General features: G+C 61.6%; 19 protein-coding genes and 1 pseudogene. 16 read left to right on the forward strand and 4 right to left on the reverse strand.

Annotated elements, in window-relative coordinates:
- The coding region (locus tag G3O01_RS35610) for a hypothetical protein (RefSeq protein ID WP_205811696.1) at window positions 1-429 on the forward strand (429 nt) is incomplete at its 5' end.
- 273 nt (window positions 430-702) lie between these two features.
- Here the strand turns inward: G3O01_RS35610 and G3O01_RS35615 are convergent.
- Window positions 703-1032: a cupin domain-containing protein gene (locus tag G3O01_RS35615; RefSeq protein ID WP_205811697.1), complete on the reverse strand. Its 330-nt coding sequence runs from the start codon at window positions 1030-1032 to the stop codon at window positions 703-705.
- A gap of 104 nt (window positions 1033-1136) precedes the next feature.
- Between G3O01_RS35615 and G3O01_RS35620 the strand changes: the two genes are divergently transcribed.
- The 11 genes and pseudogenes from G3O01_RS35620 (at window position 1137) to G3O01_RS35670 (ending at window position 14415) form a co-directional block, all read left to right on the forward strand.
- Complete coding sequence (locus G3O01_RS35620) at window positions 1137-2006, forward strand: LysR substrate-binding domain-containing protein (RefSeq protein WP_205811698.1); 870 nt, start codon at window positions 1137-1139, stop codon at window positions 2004-2006.
- 342 nt (window positions 2007-2348) lie between these two features.
- A pseudogene (locus G3O01_RS35625) lies at window positions 2349-2564 on the forward strand (hypothetical protein); the annotation flags it as partial.
- Between the two features lie 226 nt (window positions 2565-2790).
- On the forward strand, window positions 2791-3663 hold the full coding sequence (gene yghU / locus G3O01_RS35630) for a glutathione-dependent disulfide-bond oxidoreductase (protein WP_205811699.1): 873 nt from the start codon (window positions 2791-2793) through the stop codon (window positions 3661-3663).
- Window positions 3664-4032: 369 nt separating this feature from the next.
- Entirely contained in the window at window positions 4033-6180 is a 2148-nt protein-coding gene (locus G3O01_RS35635; RefSeq protein WP_346779246.1) for a TonB-dependent siderophore receptor, read from the forward strand.
- Window positions 6181-6658: 478 nt separating this feature from the next.
- Entirely contained in the window at window positions 6659-7456 is a 798-nt protein-coding gene (locus G3O01_RS35640; protein ID WP_205811701.1) for an IclR family transcriptional regulator, read from the forward strand.
- Between the two features lie 65 nt (window positions 7457-7521).
- A complete protein-coding gene (locus G3O01_RS35645) occupies window positions 7522-8832 on the forward strand; it encodes an MFS transporter (RefSeq protein ID WP_205811702.1) in 1311 nt (436 codons plus the stop codon).
- 18 nt (window positions 8833-8850) lie between these two features.
- Window positions 8851-9870 carry a ketopantoate reductase family protein gene (locus tag G3O01_RS35650; protein WP_205811703.1) on the forward strand — a complete coding sequence of 340 codons (1020 nt, stop codon included), beginning with the start codon at window positions 8851-8853 and terminating at the stop codon, window positions 9868-9870.
- Window positions 9867-10619: an SDR family NAD(P)-dependent oxidoreductase gene (locus G3O01_RS35655; RefSeq protein WP_205811704.1), complete on the forward strand. Its 753-nt coding sequence runs from the start codon at window positions 9867-9869 to the stop codon at window positions 10617-10619. Before G3O01_RS35650 ends, G3O01_RS35655 begins: the two co-directional genes overlap by 4 nt.
- A gap of 53 nt (window positions 10620-10672) precedes the next feature.
- Window positions 10673-11578 (forward strand): polysaccharide deacetylase, encoded by a 906-nt coding sequence (locus G3O01_RS35660; protein ID WP_205811705.1) that lies wholly within the window; start codon window positions 10673-10675, stop codon window positions 11576-11578.
- Window positions 11579-11633: 55 nt separating this feature from the next.
- On the forward strand, window positions 11634-13217 hold the full coding sequence (locus G3O01_RS35665) for a gamma-glutamyltransferase (protein WP_205811706.1): 1584 nt from the start codon (window positions 11634-11636) through the stop codon (window positions 13215-13217).
- Window positions 13218-13281: 64 nt separating this feature from the next.
- Entirely contained in the window at window positions 13282-14415 is a 1134-nt protein-coding gene (locus G3O01_RS35670; RefSeq protein ID WP_205811707.1) for an NADH:flavin oxidoreductase/NADH oxidase, read from the forward strand.
- Between the two features lie 84 nt (window positions 14416-14499).
- On the opposite strand, the gene G3O01_RS35675 is transcribed toward G3O01_RS35670, so the two are convergent.
- Window positions 14500-15282, reverse strand: coding sequence for an IclR family transcriptional regulator (locus tag G3O01_RS35675; RefSeq protein WP_205811708.1), 783 nt, complete (start codon window positions 15280-15282; stop codon window positions 14500-14502).
- A gap of 241 nt (window positions 15283-15523) precedes the next feature.
- Here G3O01_RS35675 and G3O01_RS35680 point away from each other — a divergent pair, with 241 nt between their 5' ends.
- From G3O01_RS35680 to G3O01_RS35695, 4 genes are read left to right on the forward strand one after another with little or no spacing between them, the layout of a single operon-like run.
- Window positions 15524-17548, forward strand: coding sequence for a hydantoinase/oxoprolinase family protein (locus tag G3O01_RS35680; RefSeq protein WP_205811709.1), 2025 nt, complete (start codon window positions 15524-15526; stop codon window positions 17546-17548).
- Between the two features lie 2 nt (window positions 17549-17550).
- Window positions 17551-19188 carry a hydantoinase B/oxoprolinase family protein gene (locus tag G3O01_RS35685; protein WP_205811710.1) on the forward strand — a complete coding sequence of 546 codons (1638 nt, stop codon included), beginning with the start codon at window positions 17551-17553 and terminating at the stop codon, window positions 19186-19188.
- A 49-nt stretch (window positions 19189-19237) separates the two neighbouring features.
- Window positions 19238-20470, forward strand: coding sequence for an ABC transporter substrate-binding protein (locus G3O01_RS35690; protein ID WP_205811711.1), 1233 nt, complete (start codon window positions 19238-19240; stop codon window positions 20468-20470).
- A gap of 17 nt (window positions 20471-20487) precedes the next feature.
- Window positions 20488-21753 carry an FAD-binding oxidoreductase gene (locus G3O01_RS35695; RefSeq protein WP_205811712.1) on the forward strand — a complete coding sequence of 422 codons (1266 nt, stop codon included), beginning with the start codon at window positions 20488-20490 and terminating at the stop codon, window positions 21751-21753.
- A 31-nt stretch (window positions 21754-21784) separates the two neighbouring features.
- Here G3O01_RS35695 and G3O01_RS35700 read toward each other — a convergent pair whose 3' ends face one another.
- Complete coding sequence (locus tag G3O01_RS35700) at window positions 21785-22609, reverse strand: IclR family transcriptional regulator (RefSeq protein ID WP_205811713.1); 825 nt, start codon at window positions 22607-22609, stop codon at window positions 21785-21787.
- Window positions 22610-22675: 66 nt separating this feature from the next.
- Window positions 22676-23938 carry an FAD-dependent oxidoreductase gene (locus G3O01_RS35705; RefSeq protein ID WP_205811714.1) on the reverse strand — a complete coding sequence of 421 codons (1263 nt, stop codon included), beginning with the start codon at window positions 23936-23938 and terminating at the stop codon, window positions 22676-22678.
- Window positions 23939-23950 lie beyond the last annotated feature (12 nt).

Genomic DNA, 23950 nt, shown 5'->3' on the forward strand with positions numbered 1-23950 from the left:
CTTGCATGTGTAAGGCATGCCGCCAGCGTTCAATCTGAGCCAGGATCAAACTCTTCAGTTCAAACCTGTTACTGTTTTTCGGTTCCGTTAAGAACCGGTCGCTCACTCAAAATCACTGACGAAAGATCTGCGCCGAGTTTTTCAACCCAGTCAAACCTTCCTCAATTACTTCTGTGTGAGACTCGATTACTTTCGCTATTCCGGCAATCCGAAGATCACCGCGCGCCGCCATCGAGCACCCACACTTATCGGCTGTTGATTTTTAAAGAACATTCGCGGGAAGCGCCTTGCTTTTTCGCGTCCTCAGCAACGAGGGAGGCGAATTCTGAAGCATCGAACATCCGCCGTCAAGCGAAACTGGAAAATATTTTTTCCCATCGCGACTCGCCGCCTGAGCGACCGAAATCAGAAGCCGTAGAAACCGAATGAGTGCATCCACGGCTCCACTACGGAGGGAGCCGCGTATCAGCCCTTCAAAGCTTCATGTTCGGGTTGTATGCATTTCTCAACCCATTCTTGCAAGTTCGAATAGATATTCGTAACGGGCCAGGGATGTTGCTCCGTCGTCTTGCTCCAAGTTAAGTGAACCACCGCGACTCGGTAGGTCCCATCCAATATTTCGAATAACGCGTCGTCACCTTGCCCGCGTGTTGAGCAGGCGGCTGATCGGCGAGTGAAATTTCATCGTACCCTGACCCACCCTCATGCGAGCACGATGTCGCGTTCTCCCCCGGACTGGATGTTGATATACACCACGTCGTCAAAGGTCTCATTCCTCACATGGTGAACGACGCCGGGTTCGACCGCGTGATGATCGTCGACGTGCATTTTGTCGACCAACGCTCCTGTTTTCACTTCAACAGTAAGCACGCCTTGCACGACGACAAAACGGTCTCTCACGTTCGTATGGTGATGCCATGCCGTTTCACCACCTGGAGAAACCGTGGTTTGAGAGACCGAGTAGTCTTTCGTTATCAGCAGCGTCTCGTATCGTACCTTGCTGTTCGCGAGGGGAATGTCGTTGTCATCCAAGTTAGCCTCCTGTGAGCTGAGGCCCCACTGTACGTCCAGGGCGGCATCCAGAGTAGCGAGGAATTTGTGTACGATGGTGTGAGTTAAATCGACGTCTCCACCTCATGCGCCGACTTCCCCCACTCAATGCACTTCGCGCCTTTGACGCAGCCGCCCGTCATCTAAGTATCTCCGCGGCCGCGCAGGAACTGCATGTCACCCACAGCGCGGTCAGCCATCAGGTGCGCCAGTTGGAGCAATGGCTCGGAAAATCACTATTCGTGCGCCATGCGGCGGGTGTGCGATTAACGGCAGAAGGACAAAGTCTGAAGCAGGCGGTCGATCATACGTTCTCGATGCTGGTAACCCGATGCGCGGAAATCGCGGAGCAAGCACCGATCTCCGAAATCGTGCTCGGTGCGCCCGGCAGCTTCTTGTCGAACTGGCTTATTCCTCGACTCGACCGGTTCGAGGCTAACTATCCGGGTGTTCGCGTTCGCTTGCAGACAAGTGCTTCTATGGATGAACTGCGACGACAGGTGGTTGACTGTCTGATCGTCAGCGATCGAAACTGGCCCGCGGATGTCGAGGTCGTAAACCTTTTTGATGAGACCGCCGGCCCGGTCTGTGCGCCGTCGTGGCCACATCGCATTGCGATGGCGACTGATCTACCCAGCCAACCGTTGCTGCACACCAGTTCACGCGCGCACGCGTGGATGGAATGGGCATCGAGGAACGGTCTTGAACCGGCCATGTTCGACGAAGGCCGCCGCTTCGACCATTTATCGCTAATGCTCGAAGCGGCTGCTGCCGGACTCGGTGTGGCGATTGCTCCTGCGTTGCTCGTTGAGCGCGAACTGTCACAAGGAAAACTGATCGCGCCGCTAGGCTTCCAGCCAAACGGTGCCGCGTTCGCCTTGTGCGCGATGCGTGACCGGTCGGACAAAGCATTCCGCAACCTTCGTGAGTGGCTTTTGAAGGAGAGCGCTGCGTGAATCGTCTTCGCATATTCACAGAGTGGGTTGTGAAAGTCTTATACACAACTTACCCAGCCATAAATATATTTCCGACTAGCGCCACTCGAATTCAACGAATTTGACAATAGCGACGTAACAATTTCCTGATATTTAACCATTCATATTCTATATTTAGACTCCCTGAACATACTTTCGAATCACCGTAGAATACCGCGGCCAGCTGGGACGTTTTCCCTTTATCAAGCCGACGCGGGAGCCTGAAGAGTGAATCCGTATCTCTATCATTTCGATACCGACACTTATCCAAACGATCAACGATTTGAAGTATGGCGAGACGAAGTCAATGCGATTTTCGATGTCGGCAATTCGACTGCAACCAACTACGGCGCCGCGCTGTCCGGACTTGGCGGCACCGCAGGCGGTGGCCTGAGCGGCTTCTCGAAGACGCCTGAAGGTAAGGCGACCGTGGCCGCGTTTATCGACGCGTACAACAAGATGGTCGTGGCGCTGCGCAGTTACAAGGCACAGGATGTCAAAGGCGGCCTCGGCCGCGGCGGACAGTTGCAGGTCAACTGACGCGAGTAATGTTGCAGTACGCGAGTGAGACCTCATAAAAAAGCCGGGCCGTGCGTCGTATCAGACGCAGAAGCCCGGCAATCAAATATCAACGGTATCGTCGGGGCACAAGCGGTGTCTGGCAATCGATATCGATGCCGTCATGCGCGTAGATGGTCAGACCGTCGGCACGTTCTTCGTCGCTTTGTTAAGCTCTTCATGCATCGTTGCGACATGGAGAGAAGGAATGAGCGAACTGGCTGAATTCGTGCCACCCAAGGTATGGAGCTGGGATAAGGAAAACGGCGGGCGTTTCGCAAGTATCAATCGCCCGGTTTCTGGGCCTACGCACGAGAAGGAACTGCCCATCGGCCGGCATCCCCTTCAGTTGTATTCGCTCGCGACACCGAATGGCGTGAAGGTCACCGTCATGCTGGAGGAACTTCTCGCAGCGGGCCACGTGGGCGCTGAGTACGATGCATGGCTTATCAGAATCGGAGACGGAGAGCAGTTTGGAAGCGGGTTCGTTGACGCAAATCCAAACTCCAAGATCCCGGCGCTCGTTGATCGCAGCGGCACAGAACCGGTACGCGTTTTCGAGTCGGGGGCCATCCTCCTGTACCTCGCGGAGAAATTCGGCGCGTTCATTCCTCAAGACGCTGCACAACGTGCTGAATGTCTATCCTGGTTGTTCTGGCAGATGGGCAGCGCTCCTTATCTGGGCGGCGGTTTCGGGCATTTCTACGCCTACGCGCCGAGCAAAATGGAATACCCGATCAACCGGTTTGCGATGGAAACAAAGCGCCAGCTGGATGTACTGGACAAGCAACTTGCGGAGAATCGGTTCCTCGCAGGCGACCAGTACACGATTGCAGACATCGCCGTCTGGCCCTGGTACGGTGGGCTGGTAAAGGGATGGTTGTACGATGCAGCTGAATTCCTGTCGGTGCATGAATACAGGCACGTTCAGCGATGGGCAGACGAGATCTTCCAGCGACCTGCCGTTAAGCGCGGCCGCATGGTCAATCGCGTCAATGGCGATCCGGCGAGTCAACTGCACGAGCGTCACGATGCAAGCGATTTCGAAACGCGTACAGAAGACAAGCGGACGAAACCTTAGGCCGAACTCAGGCGGGATCTCACCGGTCGACGGGGCTCGAAGCGAGCCCCAACCTTCCTAGTGTCCGGCACTTCTTTCCGGACCCCGGTAATTCCTTCGTAGCGGTATGACGCCTCATACCTTGGCGCGTACCAACTTTCGTCGCGAGGATAGCCCGCCTCGCGTCGTTCAATCGCAACACCGTCCAGTTTAAAACGATATTTTTTGTAGCTTTCACTTAAAAATCTAATTTACAATTAATAATGATTCTCATTCATACATTACTTACGCTATCTTTCCGAGAAGAACCAGGACCATATGTCACAACGGGGTATGCAGCAAAAAATCAGCCGACGCACTGCTACGTCATGGGCAGTTGAATGTCTTTTCGTGGGGCTGATCGCCGTGGCGCAGGCGAACGCTCACGCGCAAAGCACATCGACGACAGAAAGCGGCACACAAACCGCGGGGCCGGAAACATCGACCGGGCAGCAGCAATCGGCTGCACTGCCCGCCGTCGTAGTCAAAGCCACGGCGGCGCCCGGCGAATTGCCTGCGCCTTACGCGGGCGGCCAGATCGCGCGCGGCGGCAGCATTGGTGTACTTGGCACAACGAACGTGATGGATCAGCCGTTCAGCACCACCAACTACACCGAGCAGCTGATTCAGGACACACAGGCACGAACAATCGGCGACGTCGTGGTCAACAACGCGTCGGTGCGCACCGAGCAGAGCAGCGGCGGTTTCGGCGACGTCTTCCAGATTCGCGGTTTCGATGTGCAGGCAACCGATGTTGCGCTGAACGGGCTGTATGGCATGGTGTCGGCGGCACGCGTGCCCGTGAACCTGCTCGAACGCGTGGAAGTCCTGCAAGGCCCGGGTTCGCTCATGTATGGCATGGGGCCGGGCGGAAGCGTCGGCGGCGCGATCAACATCGTGACGAAGCGCGCTGATGATCAACCGCTCACGCGCCTGACTGCGCTTTACCAGTCGAAGGGACAGTTCGGCCTCGAGGCCGACGTAGGCCGCCGCTTCGGCGATGAAGGCCAGTGGGGCATCCGCTTCAACGGGCAGATCAAGGACGGGCAGACGGGCATCGCGCATGGCAACCAGTTGCAGGGCGACAGCTCGATCGGGCTGGATTATCGCGGCAAGCAGCTGCGCTGGTCGTTCGACGCCTATAACGTCTCCGAGAATACGGACGAATTCCGCTCGCAGATCGGTTTCGGTTCGGCCACATCAGTGCCGGCCGTGCCGTCGGGTTACAGCAATCTCTATCCCGGCTCGAAACTCAAGCTGCGCGATTCGGCCGTCATGACGCGCGTCGAGTACGACATCAATCAGTATGTGACCGTGTACGGTGCGGCGGGCGAGCACTACGGCACATCGGCACAGAATTTCCCATACGCCGCCAACATGACGTCGGCAGGCACGTTCGATGTGTACAACGGCTATTACGACCAGTACACCCGCACGAAAACTGTCGATGCAGGTCTGCGCTTTCACTTCGATACTTTCGGCGTCAAGCACACGCTGGTCACGGGTATCACGAGCCTGAATCAGGAAATCGGCTATTTCTACGCGCTCGGCTCCACTTCTGTGCCGTCGAGCCTCTATAACCCGACGCCTCTTCCGGCGATGGACGTCGCGCGCGGCGACGCACAGCGCAGTTCGCAGTTGCGCCTGAACAGCCAGCAGGTCATCGATACGATGTCCTTCTTCAATGACCGTCTGTTGATCACGGGCGGCTTCCGTCATCAGACGATCGGCTCGGACAACTATGATCCGACCACCGGGCTGCAGCAAAGCTCGCTCGACCAGCAGGCGATCACACCGCTCGCGGGCATCGTGATCAAGCCGCTGTCGAATATTTCGGTGTACGGCAACTTCACGTCGGGTCTCTCGAATGGCGGCACCGCGCCGGCCGGCACCGCGAACGCGGGACAGGCCTTCGCGCCGTACAAGTCGAACCAGTACGAAGCAGGCGTGAAGGCGGACTGGGGCCGCGTGCTGACGTCGGTCTCCGTCTTCCAGATCTCGCAGCCGAATGCCGTCACGGATCCGACGACGAACATCTACGGCTATAACGGCATGACACGCGTTCGTGGCCTCGAACTTTCAGCATATGGCGAGGTGTTCCGCCATCTGCGAATGATGGCAAGCGCTACCTTCTACGATCCGAAGGTGTCGGGTACGGCCGGTGGCACGCAGGACGGCAACGCGCCCGGCGGTGTGCCGAAGTTCGCTTTCAATCTCGGCGCGGATTACGACCTGCCGTGGGTGCAGGGTCTGAGTGTCAACGGCCGGATCATCCACACGGGCGCGCAGTACTACGATTCGAGCAACGCCTTGCGCCTGCCGGCGTGGACACGATACGACGTCGGCTTGCGCTATGGCACACGGATCGCGAATAAAGACGTCGTGTTCCGCGCGAATGTCGAGAATCTGTTTGGCAGCCGCTACTGGATACAGCAGGGCACCTACGTGACCAACGCCGCGCCGCGTACCGTACTGCTTTCTGCGCAGATAGATTTCTGATTGCGGTACACGTGAAGTGATGGAGAAAAAAGCCGGACAGCACGCTTGCTGGCCGGCTTTTTTATTGCGCGATGTAGTGTGACTAGCGTCCGCTATCGTTCAAAAACAAAGAACGCAACACTTGCATCAACGTTCTCGACTGATTCCATATATCGATGAGGCTGAGGTATCTCAAGTCCTCACGCCATCACTCCATTGATATGGACTCCGACTTAATAAATTTATCCTTTCACGCGTCTCTCGCGAAAGTCTAAACACGACTGACGACGGACCGTCCGGTCCTCGAGAAATCACGCTACGCGCCGCCGCAACGTCCTGCCAAGCAGAACGACAGCGCGGTTCGCAGTGCACGCCCCAGTTGCACGTCGTCAGCGCCCACACACCCGTCGAAAAAATGATCACCAGGGTTTTCCCTTGCTTGCACCTCGGCTTTTGAACATCAACAATGAATTCATGAATTTGAATGGTGTTCACATATATGAACGACTCTGTACGATCTGCTGCCCGCGTCCTTGATCTGCTTGAATTTTTCGCTGCCACCGAACAAGGCGTCGCACTCACCACCATCTCGTCGATGTTCGCCATGCCCAAGAGCAGCACGCTCGGGCTTTTGCGCACGCTGCTGTCGCGCGGCTACATCGAACGCGACGATCGCAATCTCTACCAGCTGAACCCGGTGTTCCGCAGCAGCGGCTTCGGCTGGAACGGCGATCTCGCGGCGCGTCTGATCGCGCTCTCGAAGCCCGCGATGGATGACCTCTGCACGGAAGTCGGCGAGACGGTGATTCTCAGCGTCCTAACCGAAGATGGCCGCGTCAAGACAGTCGCCAAGTCGCTTGCGCAAGCCGTGGTGCGCTACGACCTCGAACTCGGCGAATCGCATCCGGCCTATTGCTCGGCAATGGGCCGCGCGATGCTCGCGTGCCTGCCGCGCGAACGCCGCGACGAGATCCTCGCCAGCACGCCGCTCGATCAGCGCACGCCGTTCACGGTGTACGACCTCGACGGCGTCAACGCCAGGATCGATCAGGCCGCAGAACAAGGCTTCGCGATCGTCGAAGAAGAGTTCGTGCTGGATGGCGTCGGCATTGCGATGCCCATTTGCGATGCGACGGGCGCGCCCGTTGCCGCACTCGATGTCGGCTGTGTCGCAAGCCGCTATGCGGCGAAACGCGAGGCCATTCTGGCCGCGATGCGCACCTGCATCGAGCAGTTGCCGCCGCCCTTCAGTTCGCTGGTCGCGCCGGATGCCGCGACGGCCAAAGAGCACGCCTGACACACGCCTTGCACGCGCGGCGGGCTGTCGCAGCCCGCCCAGTCCTCTCACAGGAACACTTCGTCATGACCCACGCTGATACCCAGCAGACTTCCGCGCCGTTCGTCACCGGGGCTCCGGCCGAAACGTCGACGCGCCAGCAGCTCATGGCCGCGATGATCGGCAATGTGCTCGAGTACTACGACTTCATCGTTTATGCATTTCTTGCGGCCACGCTCGCCCGCAATTTCTTCCAGGGCGACAAATACGGCGGTCTGCTCGCGAGCTTTGCCGCCTTCGGTGTCGGCTTTCTCGCGCGGCCCGTCGGCGGCGCGCTGATCGGGCGTATCGCCGACGTGCGCGGCCGGCGCACGGCGTTGCTCATCACGATCTTCGGCATGGCGGTCGGCACGGCCGGCATCGGCCTGCTGCCCACGTACGCGACGGCAGGCGTGCTCGCGCCCGTTCTGCTGGTGGTGCTGCGGCTCGTGCAAGGCCTTGCAGCAGGCGGCGAATGGGGCAGCGCAACGTCGTTCATCGTCGAATCGGCGCCTGCGGGCAAGCGCGGCTTTTACGGCGGCATGGGTCAGGCATCGATTGCAGCGTCGTCGCTGGCGAGCAGCGTCGTGGCGACGGTTGTGAGCGCATCGTTTTCGTCCGAGCAACTCGATGCATGGGCATGGCGTCTGCCGTTCCTGTTCGGCGGCATCCTGTTGCCGATCGGCCTCTACATGCGGCGCAATATCGTCGAGACGCCGGCCTTCACGCAGACGCAGGCCAACCTCGACCGCATCGAGCAGACCAGCACGCGTTCCGCGCTCGGCATGATGAGCAAGGCATTCGGCTTTACGATCATCTGGACGGTGTCGTACTACGTGATGCTCAGCTACATGCCGACCTTCCTCAGCAAGTACGCGGGCCTCACCACCACGCAGGCACTCGTGTCGAACTCGATTGCGCTGGCCGTGCTCGTCGCCGCCACGCCCTTCTTCGGCGCGCTGTCGGATCGCATCGGCCGCAAGCCGTTCCTGATCGGCTGCTGCGTGGGCTTTCTGGTGTTCTCGTACCTGCTGTTCCGCGTGATTCTCGGCGGCGCGAGCTTCGGCACCATTCTGTCGATCCAGATCTTCTTCAATCTGTTTATCGCGGCATTTTCAGGCGCGGGCCCGTCGGCGCTGTGCGAACTCTTCCCGACGCACGGCCGCACCACCCTGATGTCGATTGGCTACAGCCTGTCGACGGCCATCTTCGGCGGCTTCGCGCCGTTCATCTCGACGTGGCTGATCGGCCTGACAGGTTCGCCGATTGCGCCCGCTTTCTATCTGACGGTAGCCGCGATCGTATCCGGCATCGTCATCGCGACTTTCCGCGAAACCGCACATGAGCGGCTTCGCTAACGTGGAGGCAAGTACTCAATGAATGAACGCATCCTGATCTGGGGCGCGGGCGCTATCGGCGGAACGATTGGCGCGTATCTGGTTCGCGCGGGTCATGACGTCACTTTCGTGGACATCGACCGGGCGCATGTCGAAGCCATTCGCGATCCGTCGCGCGGCCTGTCGATCACCGGCCCCGTCGATCAGTTCACGATCAGCGCACCCGCGTTGCTGCCCGATGAAGTGCAAGGCGAATGGTCGCGCATCTTTCTCGCCGTCAAGGCGCATCACACGCGCGATGCCTGCGAAGCGCTGCTGCCGCATCTTGCGAAAGACGGCTACGTGCTGTCGTTGCAGAACGGCCTGTGCGAGAAGGTTATCGCGCAGGTGGTCGGCGAATCGCGCACGGTAGGCGCATTCGTCAATTTCGGCGCCGACTGGATCAAGCCGGGTGAGATTCACTACGGCAATCGCGGTGCAACTGTGATTGGCGAAATCGACGGCGCGGATACGCCGCGCATTCGCGCGCTGTATGCCGATATCAAACAGTTCGAACCCGACGCGATTCTCACGGATCAGATCTTCTCGTTCCTGTGGGGCAAGCTCGCGTACGGCTCGCTGCTGTTCGCGCAGGCCGTGGGTCAACTCGGCATCGCCGATTGTCTCGAACGTCCCGAGCTGCTGCCGCTGTGGCGCGACATGGCAGGCGAAGTGCTGCGCGTCGCACACGCGGAAGGCGTTCGTCCCCGTGGCTTCAACGGCTTCGAACCGGCTGCATTTGAAACAGACGCCAGCGAAGCGGCTGCCCGCGCGAGCGTCGCAGCAATGGTCGCGTTCAACCGGCCGAACGCGAAGACGCACTCGGGTGTGTGGCGCGATCTCGCCGTGCGCAAACGCCGTACCGAAGTGGACATGCAGATCGCGCCCGTCGCGGACATGGGGCGCACGCATGGCATCGCGTGCACGAAGCTCGAAGCGCTGGTGCGCACGATCCACGAAATCGAAGACGGCGAGCGCGCGCTCTCCGATCACAACCTCAACGAACTGCTGGACGCATGAACATCTCTTTCGAAGGACAGGTCGTCGCCGTCAGCGGCGCGGCCATCGGTTTCGGACGCGTGATCGCAACGACATTCGCGGCACTGGGCGCGCGTGTATTCGCGTGCGACATCCGCGCCGACGAGCTGAACACACTCGCGGCGCCGAACATCGACACCCAGGTGGTCGATCTGCTCGACCGAGAACGGGCCGCCGCGTGGATCCGGCATGTCGAGACGCAAGGCGGCAAGGCGATCGACGTGCTCGTCAACAACGCGGGCGGCGTCGCGTGCCAGGCGCCGCGTCCCATCGACGAAGTGACGGACGCGCAATGGGACCGAGTGATCGAGATCAATCTCGGCACGACGTTCTCGTTGAGCCGTGCCGCTGCACCCGCGATGAAGCGCGCGGGGCGCGGCTCGATCGTCAACATCAGTTCCGGCGCGGCGTTGCAGGCGTCGCTGACGGGCGTGCAGGCGTATTGCTCGGCCAAGCACGCAGTGCTCGGCCTCACGCGCCAGCTCGCGCATGAACTCGGACCGCATGGCATCCGCGTGAACTCGGTTGCGCCCGGTTTCGTGCGCACCAACGAGGCCACCGAAAAGCAATGGGCCGCGATGGGCGAAGCGCGCCAGCGCACGCTGCTCGACGGCATCGCGTTGCGCCGTTTCGGCACGCCCGAAGACATCACGCGCGCCGTGCTGTTCTTCGCATCCGAGCTGTCCGCATTCGTCAACGGACAGATTCTTTCCGTCGACGGCGGCCGTTGAGCGCGTCAGGCATGCGCAACGGCCGGCTCATTCAACCGTACGAGGACTTCAACATGAATTCACCCGACACCTCCACGCAACTCGAACCTTGGCAATGGCCCGAAGAAACGTGGCGCAAGAAGGTCAACCACACGCGCGCGGGCCGCGCGCTGAGGCCCGCGCGCTGGCCGGCGGACGCACGCTGCGCGGTCGCGCTGTCGTTCGACAGCGATCACGAAACCAATGAACTGCGCGACGGCGGCAAGTCGATCAGCCGCATGAGCTGGGGACAATTTGGCGCGCGCGTCGGCATGCCGCGCCTGTTGGACCTGCTCGCGCGCCACGACGTGAAGGCGAGTTTCTATGTGCCTGCCGTCGCCGCGTTGCTGCATGAAGACGAACAGCGGCGCGTCGTTGCCGAAGGTCATGAGATCGGCATTCACGGCTGGATTCACGAGCTGAATTCAGTGCTGCCGTATGAAGCCGAACGCGATCTGATGCTGCGCTCGTCCGATACGCTCGAAAAGATAACGGGTGTGCGGCCCGTTGGCATGCGCACGCCGTCGTGGGACTTCAGCCCGCATACCTTGCGTATCGCAAAGGAAATGGGCCTGCTCTACGACTCGTCGCTGATGGCCGACGAAGACTGCTACGAATTGCTGCTCGAAGGCGAGCCGACGGGTGTCGTCGAATTGCCCGTCGAATGGGTGCGCGACGATGCAGTCTACTTCTCGATGCACCGCTTTCAGTCGCTGCGTCCGTACACGCCGCCCACCGATGTCTTCGAGATTTTCCGGCGCGAGTTCGATCACGCGTACGAGCACGGCGGCCTGTTCCAGCTGACGATGCATCCGCACATCATCACCGCGCGCTCGCGCATCTGGATTCTCGAAGAGCTGATCCGCTACATGGAAAGCAAGGACGTCTGGTTCGCGACGCATGCAGAAGTCGCGGCCTACGCGAAGGAGCACGCCGCGTGACGTGGCCGCTTCTTCATCGCTCAATCGCGTGTAACTGTTTGCAGGTGACAACGACATGATTTCCTGGCAACCGCCGACTCATCCCGTCCATCACTGGAGCGTGAGAAAGCCTGCCGCCGAGTCCGCGCGCGGCGTGGTCGTGTCGCAGGCGTATGACGCGTCCGCTGCCGGTGTGGCCGTTCTCGAAGCGGGCGGCAATGCAGTGGACGCCGCCGTTGCCGCGGCCTTTGCGCTCGCCGTGGTCGAGCCGTGGAACTCGGGCCTGGGCGGCGTCGGTTTTGCGCTCTATCACGGCCATGACCGCAAGGCGGCGACCTCCGTGCATTTCGGCCCGCTCGCACCGCGCAAGCTGCACGCCGACATGTTCCCGCTGACGGGCCGCCCCGGCTCCGATCTGTTCCCCTGGCCGCAGGTTCGCGACGACGCCAATGTGCATGGGCCATTGTCGTTCTGTCTGCCGACAGCCGTGGCGGGCTACGGCATGATGCTCGAACGCTGGGGCACGATGCCGCTCGCCGATGTGATGCAACCTGCGCTCGCGCTCGCGAAACGCGGCCTTGCGAACGACTGGTTCACCACGCTGATGCTCGCGCAGGCCGCGCCGGTCATGCGCCGTTACGACGAGACATCGCGCATCTTTCTGCGCGATGGTCTGCCGCCCGTGCCGCCTTACCAGGGCACGCCAGGCTTCCTGCCGCTGGGCCGCCTGCCCGACACGCTCGAACGTATCGCGCATGCCGGCTGGCGCGACTTCTATAACGGCGATCTGGCGAAGACGATCGTCGACGATATCCAGCAGATGGGCGGCGTGATCGGGCGTGAAGAGATGGCTGGCTACGACGTGGAAATGTCGACCGCGCTGCCCGTGCAGTGGGGAGACGCGACCATTCAGCTTTCGTCGGGGCTGAACGCAGGCCCTACCCTCGCAGATGCACTCGCCACGTTGCAAACGGCTTCGTCACGCAACGAGAGCGCTACGCCGTCCGCGCAGTGGTATGCCGACATGTCGCACGCGCTGCGCTCCGCCTACCGCAAACGCCTGCATGAAGATGGCGATCCGAACGCCGAGAAAGGCTGCACCACGCACATCAACGTGTGCGATGCAAATGGGTCGATGGTCGCGTTGACGACAACCCTGCTGTCGTCGATGGGCAGCCGCGTCGTGCTGCCTTCGACGGGCTTCGTCATGAACAACGGCGTGATGTGGTTCGATCCGCGCCCGGGTACGTCGAACAGAATCGCGGGCGGCCAGAAGGCGTTGTCGAACATGTGTCCGGCGATCATCGCGCACGACGGCCGGCCTGTGGTGGTAGGCGGCGCGGCGGGCGGACGCCGGATCATGGCCGCCATCGCGCAGTTGCTGCTGCTGGTTCACGACTTCCGTATGGACGTGGGCGACGCGGCGCACTGGCCACGCATCGACGTGTCGGGACCGGACAAGGTCAGCGCGGATCGCCGGTTGCCACAGCAGGTGATCGATCGTCTCATGCAGATGAGCGAATGCGACGTGGTGGATCACAACGTCTTGCCGATCAACTTCGCGCGCCCGAGCATCATCGAACGGTTCGACGGCGTCACGGCACGCGGCGTGAGCGATGCGTTTTCCCCGTGGTCTGCGGCATTGAGCCCAGCCCGTTAGCGCGGGCACCCGTCTCACATCCATTTTTAGTCACAGTAGCGATACGCTTTAACCAGGAAATCGAATGTCGAGTCTTCTGTTTTCTCCGATGCAGATCGGCGAAGTCAAGCTGGAAAACCGGATTGTCGTCGCGCCCATGTGTCAGTACAGCGCAAACGACGGTTGCGCAAACGACTGGCATGTCATGAACCTCATGCAACTCGCCATCTCGGGGGCTGGGCTGATCATGCTGGAAGCGACGGCTGTCGAACGACATGCGCGCATCACGCATGGCTGTCTCGGTCTGTACAGCGACGACAACGAGACCGCGCTCGCGCGCGTGATGGCGTCGGCTCGCAGTGTCAGTGCGCCGGGTACACGCTGGGGCATCCAGCTCAGTCATGCCGGAAGAAAAGGCTCCGCGCAACGTCCGTGGGAAGGACGCGGCGCGCTGTCCGGCAATGAAGATGCATGGCAGACGGAAGCGCCGTCGGCGCTGCCGTTCGTCGACGGCTGGCATACGCCGCGCGCCATGACGAAGGACGACATTGCGCGCGTACGCGACGGATTTGTCGCCGCGGCACAGCGCGCCGCCCATATCGGTTTCGACGTTGTCGAAATTCACGCGGCGCACGGCTATCTGCTGCATCAGTTCCTCTCGCCCATCGCCAACCAGCGCGACGATGAATACGGCGGCACGCTCGAGAACCGGATGCGCTTTGCGCTGGAAGTCGCCAGGGCGGTTCGCGAAACCATCCCCGGCAAGGTCGCTTTGGGCTTCCGCGTCACGGGCACTGACTGGCGCCCCGAAGGCATCAACGTCGACGAAGCCGTCACTTTCACGAATGCGCTGAAGGCGCTGGGCGTCGAGTATGTATGTGTGACGTCGGGCGCGCTCGCACCTGCTTCGATTCCGGTCGAGCCGGGCTATCAGGTGCACCTCGCAGCGGAAGTGAAGAAGCGCACCGGCATGATGACGCGCGCCGTGGGCCTGATTACCGACCCGCACCAGGCCGAGTCCATTCTGGCCGACGATCAGGCCGACTGCGTCGCGTTGGGCCGCGCGTTTATCGACGATCCTCGCTGGCCGTGGCACGCCGCCGAAGAACTCGGCGATCTCAACAAGATCCGCTATCCCGGCCAGTATGAACGCGGTGGCGCGGCGTTGTGGCCCGGTGCCGCCATGCGACGCGCAAAGGCTGAGTCTGCGCTGAGCTGATCGCGCGCGATGGGTCCAGCTTCTCGCGCCAGAAGCTGGACCCTCGATCACATCACGTGGCGGCCTTCTGCGCGACGTATGTCTTCAATGCGCCCGAACCGCATTGGTGATCGCCCCCGCGCATTCGCGAACCATCGGCCCCAGCTTGCCGATCACTTCTTCGGCAGTCCAGCGGCTGCATGGCGCCACCACATGAACCGCCGCGATAGCGCGCCCATCCTTGTTGCGCACCGGCGCGCCGACGTTCATATGGCCTACGTAATATTCTTCGATGTTGATCGAAAAGCCGCGTGCACGGCTCTCGTCGATCTGCGTGTAGATCTTCGCGGGCTCGGTGAGCGTCGCCGCCGTCAACGGCTTCAGCTCGGAGCGGCGCAGCAGCGACAACACTTCGTCCTCAGGCAAACCCGACAGATACGCGCGCCCCGCCGAGGTGCAATACATGGGCATGCGGCTTCCAATTGCCATGTGGGCCACGATCGGTTTGCGGCTCGTGAACGACGCCACGTACACCATGTCAGTGCCGCACGGCTCCGTCAACGACACCGTTTCGTCACACGTGCTGTTCATGGCCGACAGAAACGGATTCGCACTGTCGATCAGCGCATTCGCGGCCACGTAGTTGCAGCCGATTTCCATCACCTTCGTGGCCAGTTCGTAGCGGCGCGTGTGCGGGTCTTTCGTCAGGTAGCCGAGGCACTCCAACGTGAAGACAATCCGCTGCGCCGAGCTGCGGCTGATGCCCGCCATCTCCGCGATCTGGGCCAGGCTCATGCGGCGGTTGCGCGCACCGAAGGCCGCGAGGATCGCGAGTCCCTTCTCGACCGACTGGTTGAACATCGGCGAAACGCTGTTCTCCTTTTCCATATTTCCCCTTCCGTCTGACGTTTTTCCTCAGTTACAAATTAATCGATATACGGTTGATCATACCCGTTTACCGATCATTATTCGTCTTCTAGACTTTGTCAAACCGCATATAGCTTAGTACGTATCGATATGCGATTACTTTACTCGATTTAACGGTGGAATCGATGTCCGGGCTGAGGACATGGATCTGCCGCTTTCTGCTGACCAACCCGTTCCCTGAGGGAACGAAGGACAAGAGCACATGAAAGTCGGAGTCGAAGTAGGCGGTACGTTCACGGACCTCGTCGCGTACGGCGACGGCGAGGTCCGTGTGATCAAGGTGCCGAGCACGCCAGCGTCGCCCGATGTCGGCGTGCTCGAAGCGCTGCGGGTCGCGGGGATCAACTTCGCCGCAATCGAAGATTTCGCGCACGGTTCCACCGTTGCCACCAATGCCGTGCTGGAACGCAAAGGCGGCAAGGTGGCCTTTATCGCGACGGAAGGCTTTCGCGACATCCTGTTTCTGCAGCGCCACGACCGCAAACAGATCTACGATCTCTTCTACAAAAAGCCCGTGCCGCCGGTGCAACGGCGCGCATGCTTCGAAGCGCACGAACGCGTGCTGGCGGACGGCAGCGTGCTGACATCGCTGGATGAAGCGCGCTTTCGCGCCGACGTTCTGCCGCATCTCAAGGCGGGCCGCTACGACGCCGTCGCCATCTGCCTGCTCAATGGGTACCGGAACCCCGCGCACGAACGCCGCATCGCCGACATCATTCGTGCGGCGCTGCCGGGCATCGTGGTGACGTGCTCGCATCAGGTGGCGTGCGAGTTTCGTGAGTACGAACGGGCCAGCACCGCGACGCTTTCCGCGTTCGTGCAGCCCGTGATCGCGGGCTATCTGGGCCGCCTCACGAACGCGCTGGAGCGCGAGGGATTTCGCGGCCGCTTCTCGGTGATGCAATCGAATGGCGGCCGTTTGCCCGCCGAATCCATGCGCGAAAACGCGATCAGCGCGCTGTTCTCCGGTCCCGCTGCGGGTGTCGTGGGTGCGGTGCGTCAGGTCATCCTGTCGGGCCATCCGAACGTCATCACGTTCGACATGGGCGGCACCAGTTCCGACGTCTGTCTCGTCCAGGACGGCAAGCCCACGCTCGCGTCCGAAACCGAAATCGACGGCCTGCCGGTTCGCACGCCCGTGCTCGATATCGTGTCCGTCGGCGCGGGTGGCGGAAGCCTGATATGGATCGATGACGGCGGCATGCTGCGCGTCGGCCCCGAGAGCGCCGGCGCCGATCCGGGGCCGGCCTGCTATGGGCGGGGCGGCACGCAGCCGACCATCACCGATGCCCACGTCGTGCTCGGCACGGTGCGCCCGGAAGCCTTTCTCGGCGGTCAGATGAAACTCGACGTCGAGGCCGCGCATCGCGCATTCGCGTCTCTGGCCGAACATTTCGGCTTGCCTGTCGAGGCCGTAGCCTATAACGCGGTGCGGCTCGCCAATGCCAACATCGTGCGCGCCATTCAGCTCGTGTCGACGCAACGCGGACGCGATCCGCGCGACTATGTGCTCGTCCCGTTCGGCGGCGCGGGGCCGATGCAGGCCGCGCAGATAGCGGAAGAACTCGGCATCGCGACGGTCGTGACGCCGCCCAATCCCGGCGTGACGTCCGCCTATGGTCTGCTGGCATCCGACTTCATCAAGTACGAAACCCTGACCCATCGCGTGCAGGTGAGCGACGACACGTGCGACGATCTGCGCATGCGGTTCGCGTCCCTGCAACATGATTTGCAGGCGCAATTTCGACGCATGGATTTCACCCAGCCTTTGTCGTTCAGTTACACGCTCGAAATGCGCTATCTCGGCCAGGCGTTCGAAGTGCCGCTCGAACTGGATGCCGATGGACTCGCCGCGCTCGACAAGGAAAGCCTGATCGCAGGATTCGTCGATGCGCACCAGCGCATGTACTTTCATAGCGACAAGACGGGGCGCCCGGTCGAAGTGGTCGCGCTGCGTGCGGGCGCCACGCTCGCGACCGGACAGGTGAGCGCGCTCACCAGCGTTTCAGTGGGCTCGCGCGCCGTCGACACAGAGACAGGCCTGTATGACGGCAACGCGCGGCGCCCTTGCCAGCGCCTGTCCGTCACCGATCTCGCTACCACGGCTGACCATTCCGTTGCGGGTCCCGCTGTGCTCGAGGAGTACACGACCACCGTGCTCGTGCCGGCAGGCTGGCGCGCACACGTCGATTCCCAATCCAATCTCGTTCTCGCGAAGGAGGCATGATCATGACCGTCAGCCCGTTCGACAATGCCATCATCAGCCAGAGCGTTCTGGCGGCCGCCCGCGAGATGGGCGCGAAGCTGATCCGCTCCGCCTATTCGACCATTCTTCGCGAAGCGAGCGACGGCTCGGCCGCGATTGCCAACGTGCACGGCGATATCGTCGCGCAGGCCGAGCTGATCCCGATTCAGCTCGGGCCGATCGGCATTACGCTCAAGCAGTGCCTCGCCCGCTATCCCGCGGAGACGATCCGCCCCGACGATTTCATGATCACCAACGACCCGTATGCGGGCGGACAGCATCTCCCCGATGTCTACATCTTCTGTCCGATCTTCTACGATGGACAGTTGATCGGCTTCTCCGCAAGCGTTGCGCACCAGATCGACTTTGGCGGCGGCGCACCCGGACTCGACACAGACGCCTCCGACATCTATCAGGAAGGCTTGCGCTTTCCGCCCACGCGGTGGTCGCAGTCGCGTGACTGGAACGGCGGACCGCTCGAACAGCTGGTGCGCGCGAATGTCCGCGTGCCCGACCTGACCATCGGCGACATGAACGCGATGTTCGCCGCGAACGCCATCGCCTGTGTACGCGTCGTGCAGCTGTGCGACAAGTATGGCGTCGGGATGGTGACGGAAGTCATGAACGAGATGGTCAATTACTCGGAACGGCGCTTCCGCGCCGCGATCGCGACCTTGCCGCCGGGTATCTACTACGGCGAAGACATGATCGATGACGACGGCGTGACCGATCAGCCGCTCGTGATCAAGGTCAAGGTCAGCGTCACGCACGACGCGATCGATATCGACTTTGCGGGCAGCAGCCCGCAGGTGCGCCGCAATCTGAACTCGCCGTTTTCATGCACTGTGTCGGCGGCTGTGACGTGCGTGAAATCGATTCTGACTTCGCCCGACATTCCATTCAACGAAGGCATCTTGCGGGCCGTCAGCATTTCCGCGCCCTACGGGTCCATTCTCAACCCCGCGCCGCCCTCGCCCGTACGCGCGCGTCTCGAAGCAAACTACCGCATCTACAACGCGATCATGCGGGCACTGGCGCCCGTGGCACGCGGCAAGGTGATCGCCACGGGCTTCGACACGTTGACGGCCGCGTGCTTCTCGCTGCAACGCGACGAAAAATACAGCGTGTATCTGGAGATTTTCGGCGGCGGTTATGGCGCGTCGGAACATGGCGACGGCTGCGATGCCGTCGATTCGCCGCTGTCCAACTGCGCGAACACGCCCGTCGAAGCGCTCGATATGGAATACGACTTCTTCAGGCTCGAGCGCTATGCGCTCGAACCCGATTCGTTCGGCATGGGCAAGCATCGCGGCGGCGCGGGCTTCAGCCGTGAGTATTCGGTGCTGGCAGACGACGTCGGCTTTGCGATCTATGCCGATCGCCATCGCTATGCGCCGCAGGGCCTTTTCGGCGGTGAAGAAGGCAAGCGCGGGTACTGCGAAGTGACACGCAATGGCGTGACCGAGCGCATCGCGTCGAAATCGATGCTGACGCTGATGAAGGGAGATCGCGTGAAGGTCTTCATGGGCGGCGGCGGCGGTTATGGCGACGTGCATGAGCGTCATCCATCGCTTGTCGAAGCCGACGGTCGCGACGGCATGGTCGACAACGCCCGTGCATAACACACGCTGAATCCAGCACGCCCATTCAACGCCTTTGAGGAGAACGACAATGACCAGACCATACCGCCGTTTTCTATGCTTTTCTGCATTCACGGCAATCAGCATGATCGGGGCTTCACCCGTACACGCCGAAATCTCGGACGGCGTCGTCAAGATCGGACTGTTGACGGACATGAGCGGCGCGTTTTCAGCGCTATCCGGTCAAGGTTCCGTGGTCGCAGCAAAGATGGCGATTGACGACTGCCTTGCCAAAGAATGCAAGGGCATGAAGATCGAACTGCTGACGCTCGATCATCAGAACAAGACCGATATCGCGCTGGCAAAGGCGCGCGAATGGGCCGACGTCGATCACGTCGACGCGTATGCCGACATGGTGAATTCCGCCGTCGCGCTCGGCATGGAAAACCTCGCGGTGCAGAAAAAGAAAGTGGCGTTGTTTGTCGGCGGGCCCAATCGCATCACCAATGAAGATTGCCAGCCCGATTACGCGGTGCAGTGGATGTGGGACACCTATTCACAGACGACAGCCGCCGTCAAAGGTATCGCGAAGCCGAATCAGAAGTGGTACTTCATCGCAGTGGACTATGCGTATGGGGCGGCGGCTGTATCGGAAGCACGCAAACAGCTCGACGCGATCGGCGCGCATACCGTTGGCGAGTCGAAGCATCCGTTGAACAGCAGCGACATGTCTTCGCAAATCATCTCGGCGCAGCAATCGACCGCCGATATCGTCGCGTTCGCCAATTCGGGCGCCGATGCCGCCAATTCGATCAAGACGGCTAGCGAGTTTCAACTGGGCGCGAAAAAGCAGGAAGCGGCATTCTTCCCCACGATCTACGAGATCAAGGGCGTGGGACTGTCGCAGGCGAAAGGCCTGCAGTTCCCCGAGAGCTTCTACTGGGATCTCGACGACGGCACGCGCCGCTTCAGCAAGCGGTTCATGGAGATTTACAAGAAGGGGCCGCCTTCGCTCACGCATGCCGGCGTTTACTCGTCGGTCTATCACTATTTGAAGGCCGTGGCGGCAGCGAAATCGGATGATCCCGTCATCGTCACACGGAAGATGCGCGAACTGCCGATCGTCGACGACGTCGTGCGCAATGCGCGCCTGAGAGCGGACGGCCGGATGGTGCATGACTACTATTATTTCCGCGTCAAGTCGCCGGAAGAATCCAAAGGACCGTGGGATCTGTATTCGCTCGTCAAGACGTTGCCCGGCGATCAGGTCTTCGTGCCCGAAAACCGCAGCCAGTGCCGCGTGTTTCGCACGGCAGGCCAGTAGCTTGCGGCACTGACGTCATGTCGTTTTCTTCGATCTGGTCCGCCACCGCGCCGCCGGCCGTGCCGACGCCTCCTCTCGCGGCGTCGCGCCGGGCCGACGTCGCGATTATCGGCGCGGGCATCACTGGCCTGTCGACGGCGTTGCATCTGGCCGAACGCGGATGCGATGTCTGCGTGCTCGACGCCGCTGAGCCCGGCTGGGGCGCATCGGGGCGTAACGGCGGCCAGGTCATTCCCGGCCTCAAGCACGATCCCGACGACCTCCTGCGCGCGTTGGGCCGCGAATCGGCCCTGCCGCTCATCGAACTCGCCAGCGGCACGGCGGACGTCGTGTTCGATCTGATCGCCCGCTATCAGATCGACTGCGACGCCGTCAGAGCCGGATGGATTCAGCCGGCGCATTCGGCCGCGATGCTGGAAACACAGCGGCGACGCGTCGCGCAATGGCAAGCGCGCGGCGCGTCCGTCGACATGCTCGACCGTGCCGCAGTCGCGGCGCGCACGGGCTGTGCCGGCTATCAGGGCGGATGGATCGACCGGCGCGCGGGCAGCGTGCATCCGCTGAAGTATCTGCGTGGCTTGCTGAACGCGGCGACGCAACAGGGCGTATCCGTGCATGGGCAGTCGAAGGTCGGCAGTCTCGCGCGCGCGGGCCGGAGTTGGCGGCTCACTACGGCAGCCGGTCACACAATCGATGCCGACGACGTGCTGATCGCGACCAACGGTTATACGGACGGGCTGTGGCCAGGGTTGAAGCAGACGGTGATCGCAGCCAACAGTTTCATGCTGGCGACCGAGCCGTTGCCGCCCTCCATCGGCGCAACGGTTCTGGGCGGCGGCGAAGTCGCGTCCGATTCGCGGCGACTGCTGCTCTACTTCCGCAAAGACGCGGCGGGCCGCTTGCTGCTCGGCGGACGGGGACCGTTCTCCGATCCCGATTCCGCACGGTCGTGGGCGCATCTGGAACGCTCGCTGGTGCGGCTGTTTCCGCAGGCTGAAGGCGTTCGCATCGGGCATCGATGGGCGGGGCGCGTCGCCGTCACGCGCGATGGCATTCCCCATCTGCACATGCCCGCGCCGGGACTCACGATTGCCCTCGGTTACAACGGTCGCGGCATCGCGATGGCGACGGCGTTAGGTCAGGAACTCGCGGGCCATCTGATGGGACACCGGCCGCTCAGGTTTCCATTAAGCCCGATTCGCCCCATTCCTTTTCACGGTTTGCAGCGTCTGTACTTTGCTGCGGCCGTGATGTGGTATCGCGCGATGGACGTGCTCGGATGAACCCGACACTCGCGACCCGATCCGCCCGATGCTATCGATTCGCCTTGCCGTAACCGATATGAAACGGCTCCAGTGCATGCCGGCTCGGCGGTGTGGTCGAGATCAGGCGCGCGGTTTCCAGCAGGCGCGGCACGAGTTCCGCGATTGCGCGCTCCTTCGTCCAGTGCGCGACTGACACAGAAATATTGAGCGCGCCGATAGGCTTGCCCGACGCCCCGAACAACGGCGCAGCGAACGCAAGATCGCCACGGTAGTATTCCTGCTCGCTGCACGCGAAGCCCGTCTCGCGCACCTCGGCAACCATGCTCATCAGCTGATCCACGTCCGTCACCGTCTGCGGCGTATATTGCAGACGCTCCGAGCTTTGAATAATGTCGCGCGCTTCGGCATCGCTCAGTCCCGACAGATACGCACGGCCAGACGACGTGCAGAACATCGGCAATGCGCGCCCCACGGGCATAAACACAATCGCGCGCGCGGGATTCGGAAAGCGGCCGATATACACCATCTGATCGCCATCCGGCTCCGAGAGATTCACCGTCTCCGCCACTTCCCGATTGAGTTCGAGCAGATAAGGGTTGGCCCGTTCGAGCAACGCATGCGACTGCAGATAGCGATAGCCGAGTTCAAGTGTGCGCGGCGACAACGAATAACGCTTGCTCACGGGGTCTTTGCGCAACAGACCCAGCGCTTCGAGCGTAAAGGCAAAGCGCTGCGCGGCGCTCTTCGATATGCCCGCCGCCGTGGCGATCTCCGGCAGGCTCATCGACGAATGCTCGATGTTGAACGCGCCGAGCACGGACAGGCCCGTAGCGAACGACTGGATGAAGAGTGTCGATTCTTCTGGATTGTTCATGAGAAGAGGTTATAAAGTGCCGCCCTGTGTCAGTCGCATTTCCCTTACTCAGCAATGCCTGGTCGATCACGCGAAGCGCGCGACTTCGTAGGGCTTCAGTCTGTCGTGGTGCATGTCACCTCTGATTGCTTCCGCGAGCCATTGCCCTGTGCGTGCCGACCCTGTCACGCCAAGATGGCCGTGCCCGAACGCGCACCACATGCCGCGCAACGACGGCACAGCGCCGATCACGGGCAACGAGTCCGGCAAGCACGGACGATGCCCCATCCATGTGTCGGCTTGCGCAGGACGTCGCAGCGCGGGAATCCCCGCTTGCGCGTGCTCCAGCAGCAATTGCGCCCGCTTTTCGCTGGGCGGCCGCGAGAAGCCGCCGAATTCCACCGTGCCGGCTATTCTCAAACCGCTTTCGAGCGGAGACACGAACACCTTGCGGTCTGCGAGCACCACCTGACGGCTGATCGGTGCGTCGTCTCCATGCAGTTGCACATGATAACCACGCTGGCTCTCGAGCGGTACTTTCACGCCAAGCGCGCCAAGCAGCCGACCGGACCAGGCGCCCGCCGCCAGCACGATATGACGCGCCGTCAACGACGTGCCTGCGCAATCGATGCGCCAGTCGAGCCCTTGCCGGCCGATATGTTCCGCTGCCGCCTGAATGAACTGCACGCCGCGCGCACGAGCCGCTTCCGCGATACAGAGCGCGTATTGTCTCGGCTCCGATACCCACGCCTGATCCGGCAGAAAGAGACCGACGTTGTACGCATCGCCGATATGAGGCTCGAGTGCGAGTATGCCGGCCCGGTCGACTTCCTCGATCACGAGGCCATACGACGCCTTCAGCGCCCAGCTGCGCCGATCCTTGTCGAGCGCTTGCCGGTCGGGATAAAGATGCAACTGGCCGTTCGTGCGGATGCGCTCGCGACACCCCACTTCTTGCGCAAGCTGCTGATGAAGCGCCACGGCGTCTTCGTGCAGCGCATTGAGGCCTTGAGCGATCTGGTTCACGCGTTCCGGTCTGGAAGCCGCGATGAACCTGAATAGCCAGGGCGCGACGCTCAGGATATAGCTGCGCGGGATATACAACGGCCCGGTCGGATCGAGCAACATGCCCGGGACGCTTTTCAGCAGTCCGGGCATCGCCAGCGGCGCCACTGCGCGCGACGAGATCGCGCCCGCGTTGCCTGCCGAACACTGGCTGGCAGGCGGCTGCGGATCGATCACCGTCACGTCGAGGCCCGCTTTCGCAAGGCTATAGGCAACACACAAGCCGACAATGCCCGCACCCAGCACGATGACGCGATTTTCTTCAGATGCCGCTCGCGCAACCATCTCGTTCTCCCC

The sequence above is a fragment of the Burkholderia sp. Ac-20365 genome (assembly GCF_017104715.1).
Lineage (GTDB): Bacteria > Pseudomonadota > Gammaproteobacteria > Burkholderiales > Burkholderiaceae > Paraburkholderia.

Bases quoted from the DNA above. Each gene is read 5' to 3' on its own strand.
- G3O01_RS35685 (WP_205811710.1), top strand. From the start codon at position 17,551: ATGACCGTCAGCCCGTTCGACAATGCCATCATCAGCCAGAGCGTTCTG.
- G3O01_RS35670 (WP_205811707.1), top strand. From the start codon at position 13,282: ATGTCGAGTCTTCTGTTTTCTCCGATGCAGATCGGCGAAGTCAAGCTG.
- G3O01_RS35665 (WP_205811706.1), top strand. From the start codon at position 11,634: ATGATTTCCTGGCAACCGCCGACTCATCCCGTCCATCACTGGAGCGTG.
- G3O01_RS35680 (WP_205811709.1), top strand. From the start codon at position 15,524: ATGAAAGTCGGAGTCGAAGTAGGCGGTACGTTCACGGACCTCGTCGCG.
- G3O01_RS35675 (WP_205811708.1), bottom strand. From the start codon at position 15,282: ATGGAAAAGGAGAACAGCGTTTCGCCGATGTTCAACCAGTCGGTCGAG.
- G3O01_RS35695 (WP_205811712.1), top strand. From the start codon at position 20,488: ATGTCGTTTTCTTCGATCTGGTCCGCCACCGCGCCGCCGGCCGTGCCG.
- G3O01_RS35690 (WP_205811711.1), top strand. From the start codon at position 19,238: ATGACCAGACCATACCGCCGTTTTCTATGCTTTTCTGCATTCACGGCA.
- G3O01_RS35660 (WP_205811705.1), top strand. From the start codon at position 10,673: ATGAATTCACCCGACACCTCCACGCAACTCGAACCTTGGCAATGGCCC.
- G3O01_RS35650 (WP_205811703.1), top strand. From the start codon at position 8,851: ATGAATGAACGCATCCTGATCTGGGGCGCGGGCGCTATCGGCGGAACG.
- G3O01_RS35645 (WP_205811702.1), top strand. From the start codon at position 7,522: ATGACCCACGCTGATACCCAGCAGACTTCCGCGCCGTTCGTCACCGGG.
- G3O01_RS35620 (WP_205811698.1), top strand. From the start codon at position 1,137: ATGCGCCGACTTCCCCCACTCAATGCACTTCGCGCCTTTGACGCAGCC.
- G3O01_RS35640 (WP_205811701.1), top strand. From the start codon at position 6,659: ATGAACGACTCTGTACGATCTGCTGCCCGCGTCCTTGATCTGCTTGAA.
- G3O01_RS35705 (WP_205811714.1), bottom strand. From the start codon at position 23,938: ATGGTTGCGCGAGCGGCATCTGAAGAAAATCGCGTCATCGTGCTGGGT.
- yghU (WP_205811699.1), top strand. From the start codon at position 2,791: ATGAGCGAACTGGCTGAATTCGTGCCACCCAAGGTATGGAGCTGGGAT.
- G3O01_RS35655 (WP_205811704.1), top strand. From the start codon at position 9,867: ATGAACATCTCTTTCGAAGGACAGGTCGTCGCCGTCAGCGGCGCGGCC.
- G3O01_RS35700 (WP_205811713.1), bottom strand. From the start codon at position 22,609: ATGAACAATCCAGAAGAATCGACACTCTTCATCCAGTCGTTCGCTACG.